The following is an 18,401-nucleotide window of genomic DNA, read 5'->3' as shown; positions in this document are numbered from 1 at the left end:
CAATATAATCCAAAAAATAATTTGCTATGAGGGGATTCCAAAATTTAAATTTCTGTCCCCCTCATTTAACTTCAAAATAAATATTATTGGGACTTTAATAGTGGAAAAATTGTTTCTGGCAAAATGGATAATAAGTGCCCTTCACTCACGAGTACATGCCCTTTATGAAGATCGGAAGCCATGTAGCGATCTTCCTTAAGAGTAGCAATATTTTTGCGTATATACTCTATAACAGACTGCAATAAAGAGCTTGTTTTTAAAGGAGCACGATACTCAATTCCTTGTGCCGCGATAAGTGTTTCAATAGCAACGATAGTAAAAAGGTTTTCACTCATTGCCAATAACCGACGAGCACCATGGCAAGCCATTGAAACATGATCTTCCTGATTTGCTGAAGTTGGCGTTGAATCAACTGAAGCAGGATGTGCCATTTGTTTATTTTCAGACATTAAAGCAGCTGCTGTTACTTCAGCAATCATAAAACCTGAATTAAGACCAGCATTTTCTGCTAAAAACGCTGGAAGTCCATAAGAAATTGCTGGATCAACCATAAGAGCAATGCGCCTTTGAGAAATCGAGCCTATTTCACATAAAGCAAGGGCGATCTGATCAGCAGCAAATGCCACAGGTTCGGCATGAAAATTTCCGCCCGAGACAACATCACCATCACTTAAAATCAATGGATTATCTGTAACTGCATTTGCTTCAATAATAAGAGTTTTTGCTGCCGCTATAAGAATGTCCAAACATGCACCCATAACCTGTGGTTGGCAACGTATACAGTAAGGATCTTGTACACGCTCATCACCATAACAATGTTCTGCCCGAATTTCTGAACCATCGACAAGCTTTTTCAATGTCTGCGATACTACAATTTGCCCATAATGGCCACGTAAAAGATGGATATCAGGATGGAATGGCGCTGTTGATCCCATAGCCGCATCTATTGTCAATGCTCCAGAAAGAAGCCCACCACATAATGCTCGATAACCTCGAAAAAGACCTGCAAGAGCAAGTGCTGTCGATGTTTGAGTGCCATTAATAAGAGCCAGACCTTCTTTTGCTTGCAAAGTGATAGGAGATAATCCTGCTTTTTTTAAAGCAGCTGCTCCACTCATGCGAATGTTTTGAAAAAATGCTTCTCCTTCCCCCATCATAACAGCGGCCATATGAGCAAGTGGAGCAAGATCTCCTGATGCACCAACTGATCCTTTTTCAGGGATGACAGGAATAACTCCATTTGCAAGCATATTTTCTAATAAATGCACTAGTTCCAAACGAACACCAGAAACTCCTCGCCCTAATGAAATAAGCTTTAAAGTCATCATTAAACGCACAACATTTTCAGCTAAAGGTGCTCCTACACCACAACAATGTGATAAAATAAGATTTCTTTGTAAAGCAGTTACATCGTTTGCATCGATTTTAATCGATGCCAATTTTCCAAAACCAGTATTGACACCATAGACAGGCTCACTTCCCGTAGCAATTTCAGCGATGCGATCTGCACCTTTTTGGATAGCTGAATACGTATCACTATGCAGTTTGCTCACTGCGCCATTAAAATAAACAGACTTAAGTTCATTCAGCGTTACTCTGCCAGGATTTAATATAATAGTCATAATCTTCTTTCTTGTTTGTTGAAAGCGTAATAGTTCACAGATTTGTTTATAAAACAAAAAAGATACAGACGCTCTATAACATTGTTATGTAAGATAAATTCGTACCTATTAGATAAATAAATTCTGCCAATTTTTATTTTCAAATAGAAAACAGAAATATGACCATTTCCCTTTTTTATCATCATCCCACAATAAAAATATAAAGAATTTATCTTGATAACTTTATGGTAATTTTTATGAAACCTCATCTTACACTTACACTCGTAAGCGATATTCACTCCATTTCATAGAAAAGTGCAAAATATCGGAAAAAGTTACCCGTTGCAGAAATGATAAACAAAATGACTTTATCTGATAAATTTTCATTGCTCCTTCCCCTGTCTGCTTCAGATATTTAAAATAATCTATCTGAAATAATCAACTGAAAAGAGTGTAAAGTACAACAAGCTTCATTTCTCTTAAAACCTTCTAGTTGCTCAATCTCTAAAGCCCATTTAATAAAAACAAATCCGTCTCTTATGGAGAATATTATCCTAAAAATGATACAAAACAAAATTACAAAGCTTGGTGCACCCGACAGAATTCGAATCTGTGACCTCTGCCTTCGGAGGGCAGCGCTCTATCCAGCTGAGCTACGGGTGCTTAGAACAAAATTAAAAAAATCAATTTGCAACCTTTTAACTGATCATGCTTTCAGCTTCAAGAATGAATTATCGTTCTAAAAAAATATAAAAAACATTATGGCTATGCTTTATGCAATTATACAAGCTTATTATTCTGCCTTGCAGTCATATTTTATCTTATTGTAAAAAAAGTTTTATTACAGCTTTAAAATGCTAAAAAAGTAAAATAAAGAAATAGATTATAAGTATTAGGATAATTCTTAATGACTATAGTACCAAACCGCTTTCATTTTATCTCTGCTGAAACCGAAGAAGCTATTAAGGCTACCAATAAATTAATTTCTATTTATGGTCACTATCCCCTTGAGGAAACTGACGTTGTTGTCGCAGTCGGTGGCGATGGAACAATGTTACAGACCGCTCGAAATGTTATGAGTACTGGAAAACCTATTTATGGTATGAATCAAGGCTCTGTAGGATTTCTTATGAATGAATTTCATGAACGGAAATTGCCAAACCGCATTGCTATCGCACATAAAAAGGAAATCCATCCACTGCGTATGATTGCTAAAACTGAATGTCAAGACTATATTGAAGCACTTGCAATCAATGAAGTATCGCTATTTCGCCAATCTTATCAAGCAGCTAAGATTCGTATCAGCATTGATCACAGTGTACGCATGGAGCAACTATGTTGTGATGGTATCCTCGTTGCGACACCGGCGGGATCTACTGCATATAATCTATCAGCACAAGGACCGATTTTACCCCTCATGGCTCCCCTCATGGCACTTACCCCTGTTAGTCCCTTTCGCCCTCGGCGCTGGCATGGTGCATTACTTCCAAATACCGCAATAGTACACTTTGATATGTTGGAACCTGATAAACGTCCCGTAAATGCCGCGGCTGATAACGTTGAAGTTAAGTCCGTCTATTCAGTTACCATTTCATCTGCCTCTGAAGTAACAGTCTCTATTCTTTTTGACTCTAACCATTCGTGGGATGAGCGTATTTTATCAGAACAGTTTCGCTATTAATGATTGTATTATACTTATATATATAGCCGTTACAGTTGACTTTTTTGTAAATGCGTCTTAACCATCTTTAGTAAGATAAAATACTTAATCTCGTTAATGAGTTGAGTAGCTAGGTTAAAGTTGCAACGCAATTGACAAAGAAATGATATCACCTTTAAACAGTTTTGATGATTTAGGCCTTTCCGCAAAGGTTATTCAAGCAGTAAAATTAGCCGGATATACGGTTCCAACTCCTATTCAAAGTGGAACTATTCCTCATGTGCTCCAAAAAAAAGATGTTTTAGGAATTGCCCAAACTGGAACTGGTAAAACAGCCTCTTTCGTTTTGCCTATGCTCACATTACTTGAAAAAGGCCGTGCAAGAGCACGAATGCCTCGTACTCTCATATTAGAGCCAACACGAGAACTTGCAGCTCAAGTTGAAGAAAATTTTGATAAATATGGAGTAAATCACCGCTTAAATGTTGCACTTTTAATTGGTGGTATTTCTTTTGAACAACAAGATCGTAAACTTGAACGAGGCGCTGATGTTCTCATAGCAACGCCGGGGCGGCTTCTTGATCATTTTGAACGCGGGAAATTGCTCCTAATGGGTGTTGAAATTCTCGTTATTGATGAAGCTGATCGTATGCTAGATATGGGGTTTATTCCTGATATTGAGCGCATCTGTAAACTGACTCCCTTTACACGCCAAACTTTGTTTTTTTCAGCAACAATGGCTCCAGAAATTACAAAACTGGCAAAACAATTTTTATATTCTCCTATATCTGTTGAAGTCACAAAAGCATCTTCAACAGCTAAGACAATCACACAACGGCTTGTTAAATCTACGAGTAAAGCATGGGATAAAAGAGCTGTTTTACGAAATCTTATCCACAATGAAGGCAAAGAACTGAAAAACGCTATTATTTTTTGTAACAGAAAAAGAGATATCTCTGAACTTTTTAGATCTCTCGTTAAACATAATTTTAGTGTAGGCGCACTTCATGGGGATATGGATCAATATTCACGCATGAATACGCTAGCTGACTTCAAAGATAATAAACTCACACTTCTAGTCGCATCTGATGTTGCTGCTCGTGGACTTGATATTCCAGATGTTAGCCATGTCTTCAATTATGATGTTCCTACACATGCTGAAGACTATATCCATCGTATTGGTCGTACAGGGCGCGCAAACCGTAGCGGAAAAGCTTTTACAATTGTCACAAAAGCTGATCAAAACTATATCAACGCTATTGAAAAAATAAGTAATGAAAAAATTGAATGGCTTGATGGGGATTTATCTACTTTAGTAACTGATGATCATAATCAAGAAGATAATGTTGTTTTAAAAACAAAGCCCACAAAACCTTCACAGAAAACGACTAAAAAAAGTCGTGCTATGCAAACTAAAAAGCCCTTCTTAAAAGATAAAAATCACACTTTCATCGGATTTGGCGACGATATCCCAGCCTTCATGCTTATAAAAACTCGTAATTAAATTAAAAGTTTTTGACTCTTTTTTATAATGCAAGAAAAATAATAAGACACCTCAAGTTCAGTCATTTATTTCTTCTTGAACAGTCAATCTTTTTATTATTTTATCACGCCCTAAAAGCTGTAAAAGCTTTCCCATTTCAGGACCGTAATCCATTCCTGTAAGTGCCTGACGCAATGGCATGAACAAAGCTTTTCCTTTACGCCCCGTCTCTTCTTTTAATGCCATTGTCCATATCTTCCAACTTTCATTATTCAGTATACCCTCAGGCAAGAAGTTAGCAGATTGACGCACAAATGCACGATCTTCAAGTGCAACTGTATCAAAAGTTTGATCATCATGAATAATTTTCCACCATAAAACAGCATCCTTTACTTTATCAATATTATCCCTTATCACATTCCAAAAATACTCTGCCTTTTCTCCATTAATCGAAAGATTTTCAAGTCGTTCTTTAACTTCATCATAGGTTAAGTCACGCACAAAATGACTATTCAAAGCAAAAAGATCAGTAGCATTAAATTTTGCAATTGATCTTGACGTATCTTTAAGATCAAAATGTTCTAAAAGAGCTTCCTGATTAGAATATGGGTGCACACTTTGTGAAGTCCCAATCAAAACAGCAAAACACTGAACAGCCATAGATTCAAGCCCTTCTTCCCGTAAAGAGTGAATGGAAAGATCACCATCACGTTTTGAAAGCCCTTTCCCTGATGCTGTCGTCAATAAATTAATATGACCCAAAATCGGTGGCTTTACATTAAGAGCTTCAAAAAGAGCGATTTGAGCAGCTGTATTAGTAATATGGTCATCACCACGAATAATGTGTGTAATACCCATGTCTATATCATCAACCACAGAAGGCAACGTGTAAAGATAGCTTCCATCTTCACGAATTAAAACAGGATCTGAAAGAGAAGCCAAATCAATCACCTGCCTTCCCTTGACCATATCTTCCCAATGAATTTCCGTTCTCTTGGTTTGCAAAGGATGATTTTCAAAGTTAGGTAAAAGAAAGCGCCAATAAGGCTTCCGACCTTGAGCTTCAAGTGCCTTTTTATCTTCTGGTGTCAACTTTAATGCATAACGATCATAAATAGGAGGCTTTTTGCGTGAAAGCTGAATCTTGCGACGCCGTTCCAATTCTTCCGCAGTTTCATAACAGGGATAAAGTACACCTATTTTTTTTAACTGTTCCACAGCCTCATGATATCGATCCATCCGTTTAGACTGATAATAAATCTCATTTGGTTTTATTCCAAGCCATTCAAGATCAACCATAATTGCATCAGCATATTCTTGTTTAGAACGTTCAATATCTGTATCATCATAGCGCAAAATAAATGTTCCATTATTCGCCCGTGCATAGAGCCAATTGAATAATGCAATGCGAACATTACCAACGTGAATATAGCCTGTTGGAGATGGGGCAAAACGAACTTTTATCATAAAATAATACTCAACTTTTATCACGAAAACGATTGACAACAGGATAACGACGATCACGTCCAAAATACTTATAACTGATTTTTACGCCAAGCGCAGATTGTCGTCTTTTATATTCAGCTAAATAAAGAAGATTCTCAACTTTCTCAACCGTTTCCCGTAAATGCCCACGTTTAACAATATCAGAAACGCTCATGTCATTTTCTATAAGAGATTGCAAAATATCATCTAGAATGTGATAAGGAGGTAGAGAATCTTCGTCTTTCTGATTTTCTCGAAGCTCTGCAGAAGGTACTTTTTCTATAATGTTTTGCGGAATTACAACCCCTTCCGGACCTTTCCAATTTTGTAAATAATTTTTATTGCGCCACTCCGCTAATGCATAAACCTGCATTTTATAAATATCTTTGATAGGATTAAACCCTCCATTCATATCTCCATAAAGTGTTGCGTATCCCACAGCCATTTCCGATTTATTACCTGTTGTTACCACCATAGAGCTAAATTTATTCGCAATAGCCATTAAAATAAGTCCACGTACACGACTTTGGAGATTTTCTTTTGTAACATCAGACGGCAATTCTAAAAAGACGGGCTTCATTGTATCCAAAAGTACCTCGACAGGTTGTACAATCGGTATTATTTCATAATGACATCCTAAAAGATAAGCGCAATCTTTAGCATCTTTTAATGATTCTTGTGAAGTATAATGATAGGGCATCATTACAGTTCGAACTCTCTCAGCTCCAAGAGCATCTACCGCCATTACTGCGCAAAGTGCCGAATCAATTCCTCCTGAAAGACCGAGCACAACATCCTTGAAGCGGTTTTTATTAACGTAATCTCTTAAACCTAAAACACAAGATTGGTAATCGGCAGCTAACCCGTCAAGAAGACTTTCATTTGAGCCAGAAATACACTGCCATCCTGTGGATTCCCGTTTCCAATGACTTAAAGCGATATGGCTTTCAAAATGTTTCATTTGAAATACTATTTTGCCTTGTTGATTTAATGCAAAAGATCCCCCATCAAAAACTAATTCATCTTGGCCACCAACTTGGTTAGCATAAATAATCGGTATACCAGACTGAATTGCTTGCATTTGAACAACTTCTATACGTCTTAGCATTTTATTACGACAATAGGGAGATCCATTAAGGACAAGAATAATTTCAGCTCCTTCATTGCGGAGATCTGTACAAACACAAGAATCGTTCCAAATATCTTCACAAATGACTATACCTAATTTTATCCCACGATAGACAACAGGCTTAGGACGCGAACCTGGAGCGAATACACGCTTTTCATCAAATTCACCATAATTAGGCAAATCAAACTTCAAGGTTTCAGCCACTATCTTGCCATTATCAAGAAGCAAAGCACCATTGTAGACGTTATTATCATGCCTTAGTGGAATACCAATTACAATTCCTGGCCCGTCTTTCGTTACCTTTGCTAACTCCTTAATAGAATCTTCACATGCCTTTGTAAAAGCAGGTTTAAGAACAAGATCTTCTGGCAAATAAGCACTTATAAAAAGCTCAGTAAATAGAACAAGGTCAGCGCCATCTTCTTTAGCTTTTTGATGCGCCATTACCGCAAGAGAAAAATTTCCCTCAATATCACCGACAATAGGATTTAATTGGGCAACAGCTACCCGAAAGTCATTTCTCATAAGCTTGTATCATCTCATCAATTAGCGACCGTAACTCGATATTTTAAATACAGAAAAATATTTTTTCATATTTCCACAAAATCATGTAATTTCTGTTTAGCCGTTCACAGCTATAGATACGGGATCAGTGTCGCGATTTTTTTTAAGGAGTTCAGCAACAAGAAACGCCAACTCTAGCGCTTGATCTGCATTTAATCGTGGATCACAATGCGTATGATAGCGATCAGCTAAATTTTCTACAGAAATAGCGTGTGCACCGCCTGTACATTCAGTTACGTTACGACCCGTCATTTCAATATGAATGCCGCCTGGATAAGTTCCTTCTCCATGATGTATTGAAAAAAACTTTTCGACTTCCTTTAAAACATAATCAAAAGGACGCGTTTTATAGCCATTTATGGTAACCGTATTACCATGCATTGGGTCACACGACCATATAACTTTACGTTTTTCGCGTTTAATTGCACGAACGAGTTTTGGAAGGTGATTCTCAATTTTATCATAACCAAAACGAGCAATAAGTGTCAGCCGACCTGGTTCATTTCTAGGATTTAAAATATCAATCAGACTTAAAAGCTCATTAGGCTCAATGGAAGGGCCACACTTTAACCCAATAGGATTTTTAATACCACGACAATATTCAATATGGGCATGATCAATCTGACGCGTACGATCGCCAATCCACAGCATATGACCAGACGTCGCATACCAATGTCCAGAAGTTGAATCAATCCGCGTTAAAGCTTCTTCATAGCCAAGCAAAAGTGCTTCATGGCTAGTATAAAAAGATGTTTCACGTAATACAGAGTTTGTTTTAGGCGTAATCCCTATAGAACGCATAAAATTAATTGCTTCAGAAATACGTCTTGCTAATAACTCATAACGTTCACCCTGTGGGCTGTTAGAAATGAAACTCAACATCCACGCATGAACATTTTCCAAATTAGCATACCCTCCTTGTGAAAAAGCGCGCAATAAATTAAGTGTTGCTGCAGACTGACGATAAGCCATAGACATACGTCTGGGATCAGGGACACGAGAATCCGTGCTAAATTCTATACCGTTAATAATATCTCCCCGATAAACAGGAAGCTCAGTTCCGTCTTTTCTTTCCATATCAAAAGAACGTGGCTTTGCAAATTGACCCGCAATGCGTCCAACCTTAACAACTGGCTTAGAACTTCCAAAAGTTAAAACAATTGCCATTTGCAAAAATACGCGAAAAAAATCACGAATATTATCAGCTTCATGTTCGGCAAAACTTTCTGCACAATCTCCGCCTTGCAATAAAAAAGCCTGTCCTTCTGCAACTGCAGCTAGCTCATTTTTCAAATTGCGTGCTTCACCAGCAAATACCAAAGGAGGATAGCTACGCAACTTCTGCTCAACATCTTCTAAAACAGATTTATCTGGATAAGTTGGAACTTGTTTAATTGGTTTTACTCTCCAAGAGTCAGGCGCCCATTCTTTTACCATTGTACTCTCTCCAAGAATTTCAGCTCACAACTTATAATATTTAAAAGTACTATTTCTTATAGCGATCTTTCTGTTCAATTTTCCACTTTTTTTCCATTTTCATATACGTAACTTGGCTTATACATCGTCACTAATTCTTCAGCTACCGTTGGATGCACCGCCATAGTTTCGTCAAAGACATCTTTTGTTAGCTTTCCTTTCACAGATATCCCGATAATCTGCGCCATTTCACCAGCACCATCCCCTAAAATATGAGCACCCACAACAATACGACTTTTACCATCAACAATTAGCTTCATAAACATTTTTTCCGAACTGTTAGAAAAAACGTTATGCATAGGACGGAAGGACGTACGATAAATTTCAAGACTCTCATAACAGCGTACCGCATCTTCCTCTGAGAGACCAACCGTTCCAATTTCTGGCTGTGAAAAAACTGCTGTCGGAATTAAATCATAATCAGGTATAGTGGGGGTATTTTCAAACGCAGTTTTAACAAAACACATTGCATCATGAATAGCAACAGGCGTTAATTGAACATGACCTGTTACATCACCAACAGCCCAAATATGGGGCACACTTGTTCTCATCACTTCATCAACAATAATTGCACCAGATTCATTCAACTTAACTCCTGCCCGCTCAAGTCCTAAACACGTCGTATTAGGCGCACGTCCTGTAGCTAACATAACTTGATCAGTCCTAATATTTTGCCCACTTGATAAAACAACATCATAATGACTTTCTGTAGCTTGAATTTGAGAAACTTTTGCCCCATAAATGATAGAAATCCCTTTTTCAATCATTGCATCGCTAAGCAATTGTCGCAAATCAAAATCAAAGTTACGAAGAATTAAATCACCGCGATGAAGTAATGTTGTTTTTACACCTAATTCATGAAAAATATTAGCAAATTCAACACCGATATACCCACCACCGACGATTACTATTGATTTTGGTAATGTCTTAAGATCAAAAACTTCATTAGAAGTGAGGCACAAATTGCTACCTTCCATTATAGTGTTTGGTACACTTTTCGCTCCCGTTGCGATTAAAATCTTTTCTGCTCTTACTCTTTCACCTGTCGTACAAAGCTCTAATGTGTGCTCATCCACAAAAACAGCACGGCTTTCATAAATATGAACATTATTATTTTGTAGTCCTTTGCGATAAAGCTCTTCCAATCTTGATATTTCTTTATTCTTAGCAGAAACTAATTTTTCCCAGCTAAAAATTGGATCAGCATAGTCCCAACCAAAACCAACACTTTTACGAAATTCTCGTGCATACTGTGATGCATAAACATAGAGCTTTTTAGGGACACAACCACGAATAACACAAGTACCCCCTATACGATATTCTTCTGCTATAGCGACCCTCTTACCAAGTGCCCCAGCAAGACGCGCAGCACGCACTCCACCAGAACCACTACCAATAACGAACAAATCAAAGTCAAAAGATCCCACAAATTATTCCTTCTCATATATCTACAACAATAGGATATTGCCATTAATCATCGAATAAAAGCCTTTTCTGTTCCCAAATATTATTTTTATATAAAGTAATAATTAAAAAGATCCATTTTTATTAAAAACGGCGGAAAACCGCCGCTTTTCAAACTAAACAATAAGTTCCTAATTATTAAACATATCAATTAAGCTATTTTTTCTTCACTGGAGAGCTGGATGCTTTAGGTGGAGTAATCGGCTTGTCCAAATTAAGTACTTCAGACATCTCCTTTTTTACATTTTTTATGAGATCCTGCATAATAACAGAACGCCATATATCAAATGTAGAATAAGCGTCACGCGCGATATTTGGTACTTCTACTAAAAACTTTTTACCAGTATCAGAACTGTAAAACGCAGTGATCGCATCAAGTTCTTCTTGAGTAAAATACTTAGCATACACCTGAGCAATTTCTCTTTCTAAATTAGCACGCCGTTTGGCTAAAGCAAGAGCTTGCTTATCAACAATCTCAGAAATAGCAGTTGCTAAATTTGGATCGTCACCTATTAATTCATTTTTGAGATCACGTGCCGCGGTTGGTAAAAAGCTATCAAATTGATCAGTTGCATGAATAGCACTGATAGCCTTTTTAGCTGAATTTAAATGCTTATCGCTCACATCATGTGCATAAACCATTCCAATATTTACAACCAAAACGGCAACTGCCCCAAAACATGCTACAAAACGCTGAAAAGAAAATATTGTTTTCATTTAATGATAACCCTGATGATTAGTTGTTTAAATTTGTTACTCTACTTAAAATCCTTAAAGCTCCTTTTATTAAGTTGATACATCGACACTTAAAAATCAAATGATTCTAAAACTTTTATTTGGCCATTTTTCATCGCTATAACTGCACGTGAAGCTAACCCCAAAAAAAGGCCATGCTCAACAACACCAGGAATTGCAAGAAGAGCCTCTGATAATAGTTTTGGCTGCAAAATACATCCCCAAAATGCATCAAGAATAAAATGACCACCATCGGTTTCAAAAGGATTTTCTCCATTCATTCGCAATACAATTTCCCCCGAAAGCCCCAAATCATCAGCAACTTTTTTTATAGCTCTTCGTGTAACTTGAACACCAAATGGATTGACTTCAATTGGTAACGCAAAAGCACCAAGCGTTTTTACTATCTTTGTTTCATCAGCTATAACAAGCATCGTACGAGACGCTGCTGCTACAATTTTTTCACGTAACAATGCCCCGCCCCCACCTTTAATTAAAGTCATATCAGGACCGATTTCATCTGCCCCATCAATATCGAGGTCAAGTTCAGAGATTTGCTCTAAAGTAGCAGTAGGGATACCAAATTTGCGACATAATTGCTCAGAATACCATGAAGTGGCAACACCCGTTACACGCAAACCATCTGCAACACGCTCACCAAGGAGGCGAATAAACTCATTTGCTGTAGAACCGGTTCCTATACCAATTTTCATATTATCTTGAACAAATTCAAGCGCTTTAGCGGCTGCCATTTTTTTTAACTGCTGAACATCCATGAATCACTTTACCCTTTCACCAACCCGCAACATCCATCACAAACTGATAATAAAAGTAGTTTCTTGCCTGACTCAGCCATAAATTTATTCACCATTTTTGGTTTGAGAAGTACATTGTAATATAAAATAATTAATATTTTGTCTCTTTTAAAAGTTGTTTACATTGTTTTATATTCAATGAATGCTTTTAATTGATTTTTTATTAGCGAAAATGTGCATTAATTATAACTTTTGCAAATTTAATTTTTTTAAATATCAAAAAAGTATCTATTTTTTTGATAAATGTTTGGAACCCATCCATTTTGATAAGACTACAATAAATTTAGGACTTTTACGAGCTCTGCTTATACATATTCCATGGTCTATTAACCCCCGTAGAAGACCAAATAATTTTTTTATTTTTGGTCATCATAACGCTCCCTCGTGATAATAATTGTTGGTGAGTAAATATTATTTGTGTTTTTTGATCACATGTTTGATTGTCCACTGCAGATGCTTCAATTACTATATCTGCCTTTACACATTGTTCTGTTTTTCCACGCAGAACGATAACTTTTAATCCATTTTTTAATATGGATGTACAAACATGATCATCACAAATGAATTGTTCATTAAACGGAGGACCATATTTTACTGGTTTAATAATATCATTCACATTAAATGATTTTTTCCATATAAATGTTGTGAATTTAGGGGTATAATAGCGATCCGTATATAATTTTCCATCATCTATGATACCCACGAGCTTTGTATTATCTGCAATAATCAATTGTACAGGTGAGTGCATTAAGCAAATATAAAGACCAACCAAAAAGAAAAGAATAAAAAAGAGCCTGATACTTGTTTTACAAAAAGTAACTCCAACCAAACCCACACTAAATAAAACCAATGCAGATAATGGCATAAATCCAGGATTAAAAGAGGGGAAAATAGCACTTATAAAATAAGCGATTTTTGTTACAAGACCAATACCAAATCCCATAATTTGTAACGGAAACCACTCAAGACCTAAAAACATTGCGAGCACCGCTAGTAATCCAAAGGGCATGATCAATAATGATATAATAGGGAGAGCTAAAACATTACTAGCAACACTCAGAAATGCAAGATTGGAAAAATGATAAGCAGCATAAATTCCGCTCGCAGCTCCTGCTACCAATGAAGATACGCATGTTGTAATAACTGATAAAAAGGAAAAATAAACTATTTTACCTCCGATATGAGATGGCGTTATTTTCTTTATACGAGGAGATAGTTTTCCACTCCACCAATCAAAAAAAGCAACTAAACCTGCCGTTGCAGAAAAAGACATTTGAAAACTAGGACTAAATATTTCATGTGGGCTAATAGCTAAAACTATCAAACCAGCAATAGCAAAATTACGCATTGTTATGGCAGAACGATTACACAATACAGCCACTAACATAACAGCAACCATCACAAAACTTCTTTGCGCAGACACCGCCGCACCGGATAATATCAAGTAAAAAGCTGTGATTATTAATGCAACAATAGCAGCGAGTTTTTTAGCAGAATAATAGGACGAAAAAACTGGAAAAAATGCCAAAAAACCTCGGACAACGGCAAGAGTTATACCGCTTAGCAATGCCATATGCAATCCTGATATTGATAAAATATGTGCCAATCCAGCCACACGCAATGCTTTATTTACATCATTTGAAATACCACCTCGCTGTCCCGTTATTAGAGCAGCCGCAATACTGCCATTTTCTCCACCAATCTCTATATTGACTTTCCGAGCTATATTCGTTCGTAAATTTTCAATTTTTTGGAGAACTACATCCGATATTGTATTGGGCTGAGAAACAAATACTTTGGTTGGTTTTCCCAAATAAACTCCCCTGGCACCAATCCCTTTAAAATAATTATGGAAACTAAAGTCATAACTTCCTGGACGCACCGAACCAGACAATGGAAGAAGTTTAACTTTCCCATATAGATCATCGCCAATCGCTAATCCATGTGGCAAATGCCTTACCGATAAACGAACACGATTAGGCATATGTTTCAATGTTAACTTTTCCGTTTTCAAAACATCCAAAATTAAACGAAACCCCTTTCCCCTCATTGGATCAATAGAAACAATTCTTCCTGTTAATGTAGTAAAAACATCTTTACTCAACATTGGTGTAGACATACGCCACGTTTCTATTTTTGCGGACAAGGCGCCTAATATAATACAGAACAAGAATCCCAAGATAAGCCATATCCCTCTGTGTAGACGTAAAAAGTACAACAGAACGAGAAATACACCAACCAATATCGCAAATTGTTCCCAACTTGGTTCTTGATCTAAACTGAAATAAAAAATGATACCTGTAGAAAAAAATACTAAAATCAATAAAAAGAGAATTCCAAAGGAAATTTCTCTGTTGACACACTCCACCAACCACTGCCAGAAAAAGCTTATTTCTTTTTTCAAAAAAAAATTTTTGTTTCTGACAGCTTGCCCCATCTGTATCATTTAAAGTCAATAAAATATTTTGCCCTATTAAGCTTAATTTTTTCAATAAAATTACTTTTGGTAAATTATCTTTAAGTTATATATAATTTCATTTTAATGTAATATTTGCACCTTTCACTTTACTTGACAATGTAATTATTACACCATATCACCTATGTTAGCATAACATTTCCATAAAGTCCCACAAAAGCGCTATAAGTAATATCTTAATCTAAAGGAAGATATCCGTGTCTGTTATTACCCGTTTTGCCCCCTCACCTACAGGATTCCTTCATATTGGGAGTGCTCGTACTGCTCTTTTTAATTGGCTTTATGCAAAACACACTGGTGGAAAAATGCTTTTGCGCATTGAAGATACAGATCGAGAACGATCAACCGAAATAGCTGTCAAAGCCATCATAGATGGCTTGAAATGGATGGGTATTACTTATGACGGCGATCCTATTTCACAATTTGAACGAGCAGAACGTCATCGCCAAGTCGCTGAAAAATTAGTAAAAGACGGCAAAGCTTATTATTGTTATGCTTCACCTGAAGAATTGGCCGAAATGCGTGAAAATGCTCGGATAGAAGGTCGTCCGCCACGTTATGATGGACGTTGGCGTGACCGTGATATTTCTGAAGCTCCTAAAAATGTTAAACCTGTTATTCGCATCAAAACACCACAAGATGGAGAAACAGTTTTGCGTGACCGCGTTCAAGGTGATGTTCGTTTCCCTAATAAAGATCTAGACGACTTTATCATTTTGCGCTCTGATGGCTCTCCAACTTATATGCATGCAGTTGTTGTTGATGACCACGATATGGGAGTAACGCATATCATACGCGGTGACGATCATCTTACAAATGCAGCTCGCCAAGCAATCATCTTTCACGCCATGGGGTGGGATATTCCTGTGATGGCACATATTCCACTTATTCACGGTGAAAACGGTGCAAAATTATCAAAACGCCATGGTGCAACCGGTGTTGACGTCTATCGAACAATGGGATATCTCCCCGATGCTTTACGCAATTACCTGGTTCGTCTGGGTTGGAGTCATGGAGATGATGAACTAATTTCAATCGAAGATATGATTTCTTGGTTTGATATTGATGATATTAATAAAGGTGCAGCTCGTTTTGATTTCAAAAAGCTCGATGCTATCAATGGATATTATATACGCATGAGCAATGATAAAGATCTTTTTAATGCTACTCTTGACATTTTACCAGATATTGAAGGTGGATCGGAAATAATTGAAAAGCTTGATGAACAACGCCGTGCTAAATTTCTAGCAGCTATACCAAATTTAAAACAACGTTCCAAAACTTTACGCGAACTGATTGATAATGCTTCCTTCATTTTTATGCAGCGGCCATTATCTCTTAATGAAAAAGCACAGGCACTCTTAAATAAAAATAATCAAACTATATTAAAAGATATCTATCTTGCACTAAAAGCATGTCCCAATTGGGACACAAAAACCTTAGATGAAACTCTTCGATATTATGCCCAAACACAAAATCTCAAATTTGGAGATATTGCCCAACCATTGAGAGCAGCTCTTACAGGACGAACAACATCGCTAGGAGTTTTTGATGTCCTCGTTTTATTAGAAAGGGAAGAATCTCTCCACCGTATCCATGATCAACTTAATATAAGCGCATACTAATTCGTATGCATATAGGTATGTAAGATGAATAATTATAAATCGTAGATGTATAAACGAAAATTGGAAGATATATATTTAAGTAATTAAGATATATATTTTTAATAATAAATTTAAAAAATATTTTTATATTGCATAAACCAGTTTTTATAGTAAATCTATTATAAATATAGTTTAAAAATCTTCAAATATATACCTCCATATTGAATGAAAGTTAATGAAGAGGCTCTTATTTTTAGGGGCGGAGAATCTAAAAGGAGTATTTAATGTCTGAAAATAAGGCACACATTACTGTAAATGGTAAAAAAGTAGAGATGTCCGTGCGCAAAGGCACTGTTGGTCCTGATGTTATTGAAATTGCTGATCTATATAAAAAAACAGATACTTTTACTTATGATCCTGGTTTTACTTCAACCGCTTCTTGTGAATCTAAAATCACCTATATCGATGGCGATAAAGGAATATTGCTTTATCGAGGTTATCCCATAGATCAACTAGCTGAGAGGGGAGACTTTCTTGAAAGCTGCTATCTGTTACTTTATGGTGAATTGCCAACAAAGCAAGAAAAAAGGGATTTTGACCGTTGTGTCATGAAGCACACAATGGTGCATGAACAGTTTACACGTTTTTTTCACGGATTTCGTCGAGACTCTCATCCTATGGCCGTCATGATCGCATGTCTGGGTGCTATGTCTGCATTCTATCATGACTCTATTGATTCAACTGATCCTCAACAGAAAATGGTTGCCTCTATTCGTCTCATTTCTAAAGTTCCAACTCTTGCAGCTATGGCTTATAAATATAGTATCGGACAACCATTTGTTTATCCCCGTAATGATCTTAGTTACGCTGCAAATTTTCTTCATATGTGTTTTTCTGTTCCTTGCGAAGAGTATAAAATCAATCCCGTGCTTGCTCGAGCTATGGATCGAATCTTTACCCTTCATGCAGATCATGAACAAAATGCTTCTACGTCTACTGTACGTCTTGCAGGATCATCTGGAGCTAATCCGTTCGCATGTATCGCAGCAGGTGTTGCATGTCTTTGGGGGCCAGCTCATGGGGGAGCGAATGAAGCATGTCTAAAGATGCTACAAGAAATAGGTTCTGTTGACAGAATTCCTGAATTTATTGCACGTGCAAAAGATAAAAATGATCCTTTCCGCCTTATGGGATTTGGTCACAGAGTTTATAAAAACTATGATCCACGTGCAAAGATTATGCAGCAGACCTGTCACGAAGTTTTAAAAGAGCTGAACATCCAAGATGATCCGCTTCTTGATATCGCTGTCGCACTTGAAAACATTGCCCTGCATGACGAATACTTTATTGAAAAAAAGCTTTATCCTAATGTCGATTTTTATTCTGGAATTACGTTAAAAGCTTTAGGTTTTCCAACGACAATGTTTACTGTTCTTTTTGCATTAGCACGCAGTGTAGGCTGGGTCGCACAATGGAAAGAAATGATTGAGGATCCTGCACATAAAATTGGACGACCACGCCAGCTTTATACAGGCTATGATGTACGCCAATATATTCCTGTAGACCAACGTATAAATTAAAAACACAATAATCGACCACGTAAGGCTTTAATTGAACTAATGTTTTGTTGTGCTTAATCAAATAACAAGGCATAGGGCTTTTTATAATTTTTGTTTTAAAAGATTTTTGTAGCCATATACCATCGTAACGGTTACAATGAAAATTCTTTAATTAAGCAGTGGCCTCTGCTCAATAAATAGATCTGCACTGCCCTTTTGCAGATCAGCAGGGTGAGTTTTTAAATATACGAAAAATCTTATCTATGATTGTGCCTAAATGAGGCATGTATCATCTGTCATTCCTTGTAAAAACTTAAAATCATTATCACTTATGGAAATGAAAGATGATA

The 18,401-nt window shown here is 36.8% G+C and carries 11 protein-coding genes, 1 tRNA gene and 1 pseudogene; 4 read left to right on the top strand and 9 right to left on the bottom strand.

Annotated elements, in window-relative coordinates:
* Nucleotides 1-83: 83 nt before the first annotated feature.
* Nucleotides 84-1,622 carry a histidine ammonia-lyase gene (gene hutH, locus WCP78_RS03720; RefSeq protein WP_336279178.1) on the bottom strand — a complete coding sequence of 513 codons (1,539 nt, stop codon included), beginning with the start codon at nucleotides 1,620-1,622 and terminating at the stop codon, nucleotides 84-86.
* Nucleotides 1,623-2,187: 565 nt separating this feature from the next.
* Nucleotides 2,188-2,264, bottom strand: a tRNA-Arg gene (locus WCP78_RS03715).
* A 244-nt stretch (nucleotides 2,265-2,508) separates the two neighbouring features.
* Here WCP78_RS03715 and WCP78_RS03710 point away from each other — a divergent pair.
* The gene (locus tag WCP78_RS03710) at nucleotides 2,509-3,282 is read left to right on the top strand and encodes an NAD kinase (protein ID WP_336279177.1); all 774 of its coding nucleotides are present in this window, start codon (nucleotides 2,509-2,511) and stop codon (nucleotides 3,280-3,282) included.
* A 142-nt stretch (nucleotides 3,283-3,424) separates the two neighbouring features.
* Nucleotides 3,425-4,765, top strand: coding sequence for a DEAD/DEAH box helicase (locus WCP78_RS03705; RefSeq protein WP_336279176.1), 1,341 nt, complete (start codon nucleotides 3,425-3,427; stop codon nucleotides 4,763-4,765).
* Between the two features lie 57 nt (nucleotides 4,766-4,822).
* Here WCP78_RS03705 and gltX (WCP78_RS03700) read toward each other — a convergent pair whose 3' ends face one another.
* From gltX (WCP78_RS03700) to WCP78_RS03670, 7 genes and pseudogenes are all read right to left on the bottom strand, one after another.
* The gene (gene gltX, locus WCP78_RS03700; RefSeq protein ID WP_336279175.1) at nucleotides 4,823-6,211 is read right to left on the bottom strand and encodes a glutamate--tRNA ligase; all 1,389 of its coding nucleotides are present in this window, start codon (nucleotides 6,209-6,211) and stop codon (nucleotides 4,823-4,825) included.
* 10 nt (nucleotides 6,212-6,221) lie between these two features.
* Nucleotides 6,222-7,883, bottom strand: a complete 1,662-nt coding sequence (locus WCP78_RS03695; RefSeq protein ID WP_336279174.1) for an NAD+ synthase — start codon at nucleotides 7,881-7,883, stop codon at nucleotides 6,222-6,224.
* Between the two features lie 96 nt (nucleotides 7,884-7,979).
* The gene (locus WCP78_RS03690) at nucleotides 7,980-9,359 is read right to left on the bottom strand and encodes a class II 3-deoxy-7-phosphoheptulonate synthase (RefSeq protein ID WP_336279173.1); all 1,380 of its coding nucleotides are present in this window, start codon (nucleotides 9,357-9,359) and stop codon (nucleotides 7,980-7,982) included.
* A gap of 74 nt (nucleotides 9,360-9,433) precedes the next feature.
* Entirely contained in the window at nucleotides 9,434-10,825 is a 1,392-nt protein-coding gene (gene gor / locus WCP78_RS03685; RefSeq protein WP_336279172.1) for a glutathione-disulfide reductase, read from the bottom strand.
* A 193-nt stretch (nucleotides 10,826-11,018) separates the two neighbouring features.
* Nucleotides 11,019-11,579 carry a DUF2059 domain-containing protein gene (locus tag WCP78_RS03680; protein WP_336279171.1) on the bottom strand — a complete coding sequence of 187 codons (561 nt, stop codon included), beginning with the start codon at nucleotides 11,577-11,579 and terminating at the stop codon, nucleotides 11,019-11,021.
* Nucleotides 11,580-11,668: 89 nt separating this feature from the next.
* Nucleotides 11,669-12,373: a ribose-5-phosphate isomerase RpiA gene (rpiA, locus tag WCP78_RS03675; RefSeq protein ID WP_336279170.1), complete on the bottom strand. Its 705-nt coding sequence runs from the start codon at nucleotides 12,371-12,373 to the stop codon at nucleotides 11,669-11,671.
* Between the two features lie 331 nt (nucleotides 12,374-12,704).
* Nucleotides 12,705-14,910 (bottom strand): annotated as a pseudogene (locus WCP78_RS03670) (ComEC/Rec2 family competence protein).
* A gap of 175 nt (nucleotides 14,911-15,085) precedes the next feature.
* On the opposite strand from WCP78_RS03670, the gene gltX (WCP78_RS03665) reads away from it, so the two are divergent.
* Nucleotides 15,086-16,513, top strand: a complete 1,428-nt coding sequence (gene gltX / locus WCP78_RS03665; RefSeq protein WP_336279169.1) for a glutamate--tRNA ligase — start codon at nucleotides 15,086-15,088, stop codon at nucleotides 16,511-16,513.
* A gap of 263 nt (nucleotides 16,514-16,776) precedes the next feature.
* Complete coding sequence (gene gltA / locus WCP78_RS03660) at nucleotides 16,777-18,072, top strand: citrate synthase (RefSeq protein ID WP_336279168.1); 1,296 nt, start codon at nucleotides 16,777-16,779, stop codon at nucleotides 18,070-18,072.
* Nucleotides 18,073-18,401 lie beyond the last annotated feature (329 nt).

This window comes from Bartonella occidentalis (assembly GCF_037070875.1).
Taxonomy (GTDB): domain Bacteria; phylum Pseudomonadota; class Alphaproteobacteria; order Rhizobiales; family Rhizobiaceae; genus Bartonella.
This window is presented reverse-complemented; position numbering and strand designations above follow the sequence as displayed.

Coding starts and splice junctions, on each gene's coding strand:
- WCP78_RS03680 (WP_336279171.1), bottom strand. CDS start 11,579: ATGAAAACAATATTTTCTTTTCAGCGTTTTGTAGCATGTTTTGGGGCA.
- WCP78_RS03705 (WP_336279176.1), top strand. CDS start 3,425: ATGATATCACCTTTAAACAGTTTTGATGATTTAGGCCTTTCCGCAAAG.
- WCP78_RS03710 (WP_336279177.1), top strand. CDS start 2,509: ATGACTATAGTACCAAACCGCTTTCATTTTATCTCTGCTGAAACCGAA.
- WCP78_RS03690 (WP_336279173.1), bottom strand. CDS start 9,359: ATGGTAAAAGAATGGGCGCCTGACTCTTGGAGAGTAAAACCAATTAAA.
- hutH (WP_336279178.1), bottom strand. CDS start 1,622: ATGACTATTATATTAAATCCTGGCAGAGTAACGCTGAATGAACTTAAG.
- WCP78_RS03695 (WP_336279174.1), bottom strand. CDS start 7,883: ATGAGAAATGACTTTCGGGTAGCTGTTGCCCAATTAAATCCTATTGTC.
- gltX (WP_336279175.1), bottom strand. CDS start 6,211: ATGATAAAAGTTCGTTTTGCCCCATCTCCAACAGGCTATATTCACGTT.
- gltA (WP_336279168.1), top strand. CDS start 16,777: ATGTCTGAAAATAAGGCACACATTACTGTAAATGGTAAAAAAGTAGAG.
- rpiA (WP_336279170.1), bottom strand. CDS start 12,373: ATGGATGTTCAGCAGTTAAAAAAAATGGCAGCCGCTAAAGCGCTTGAA.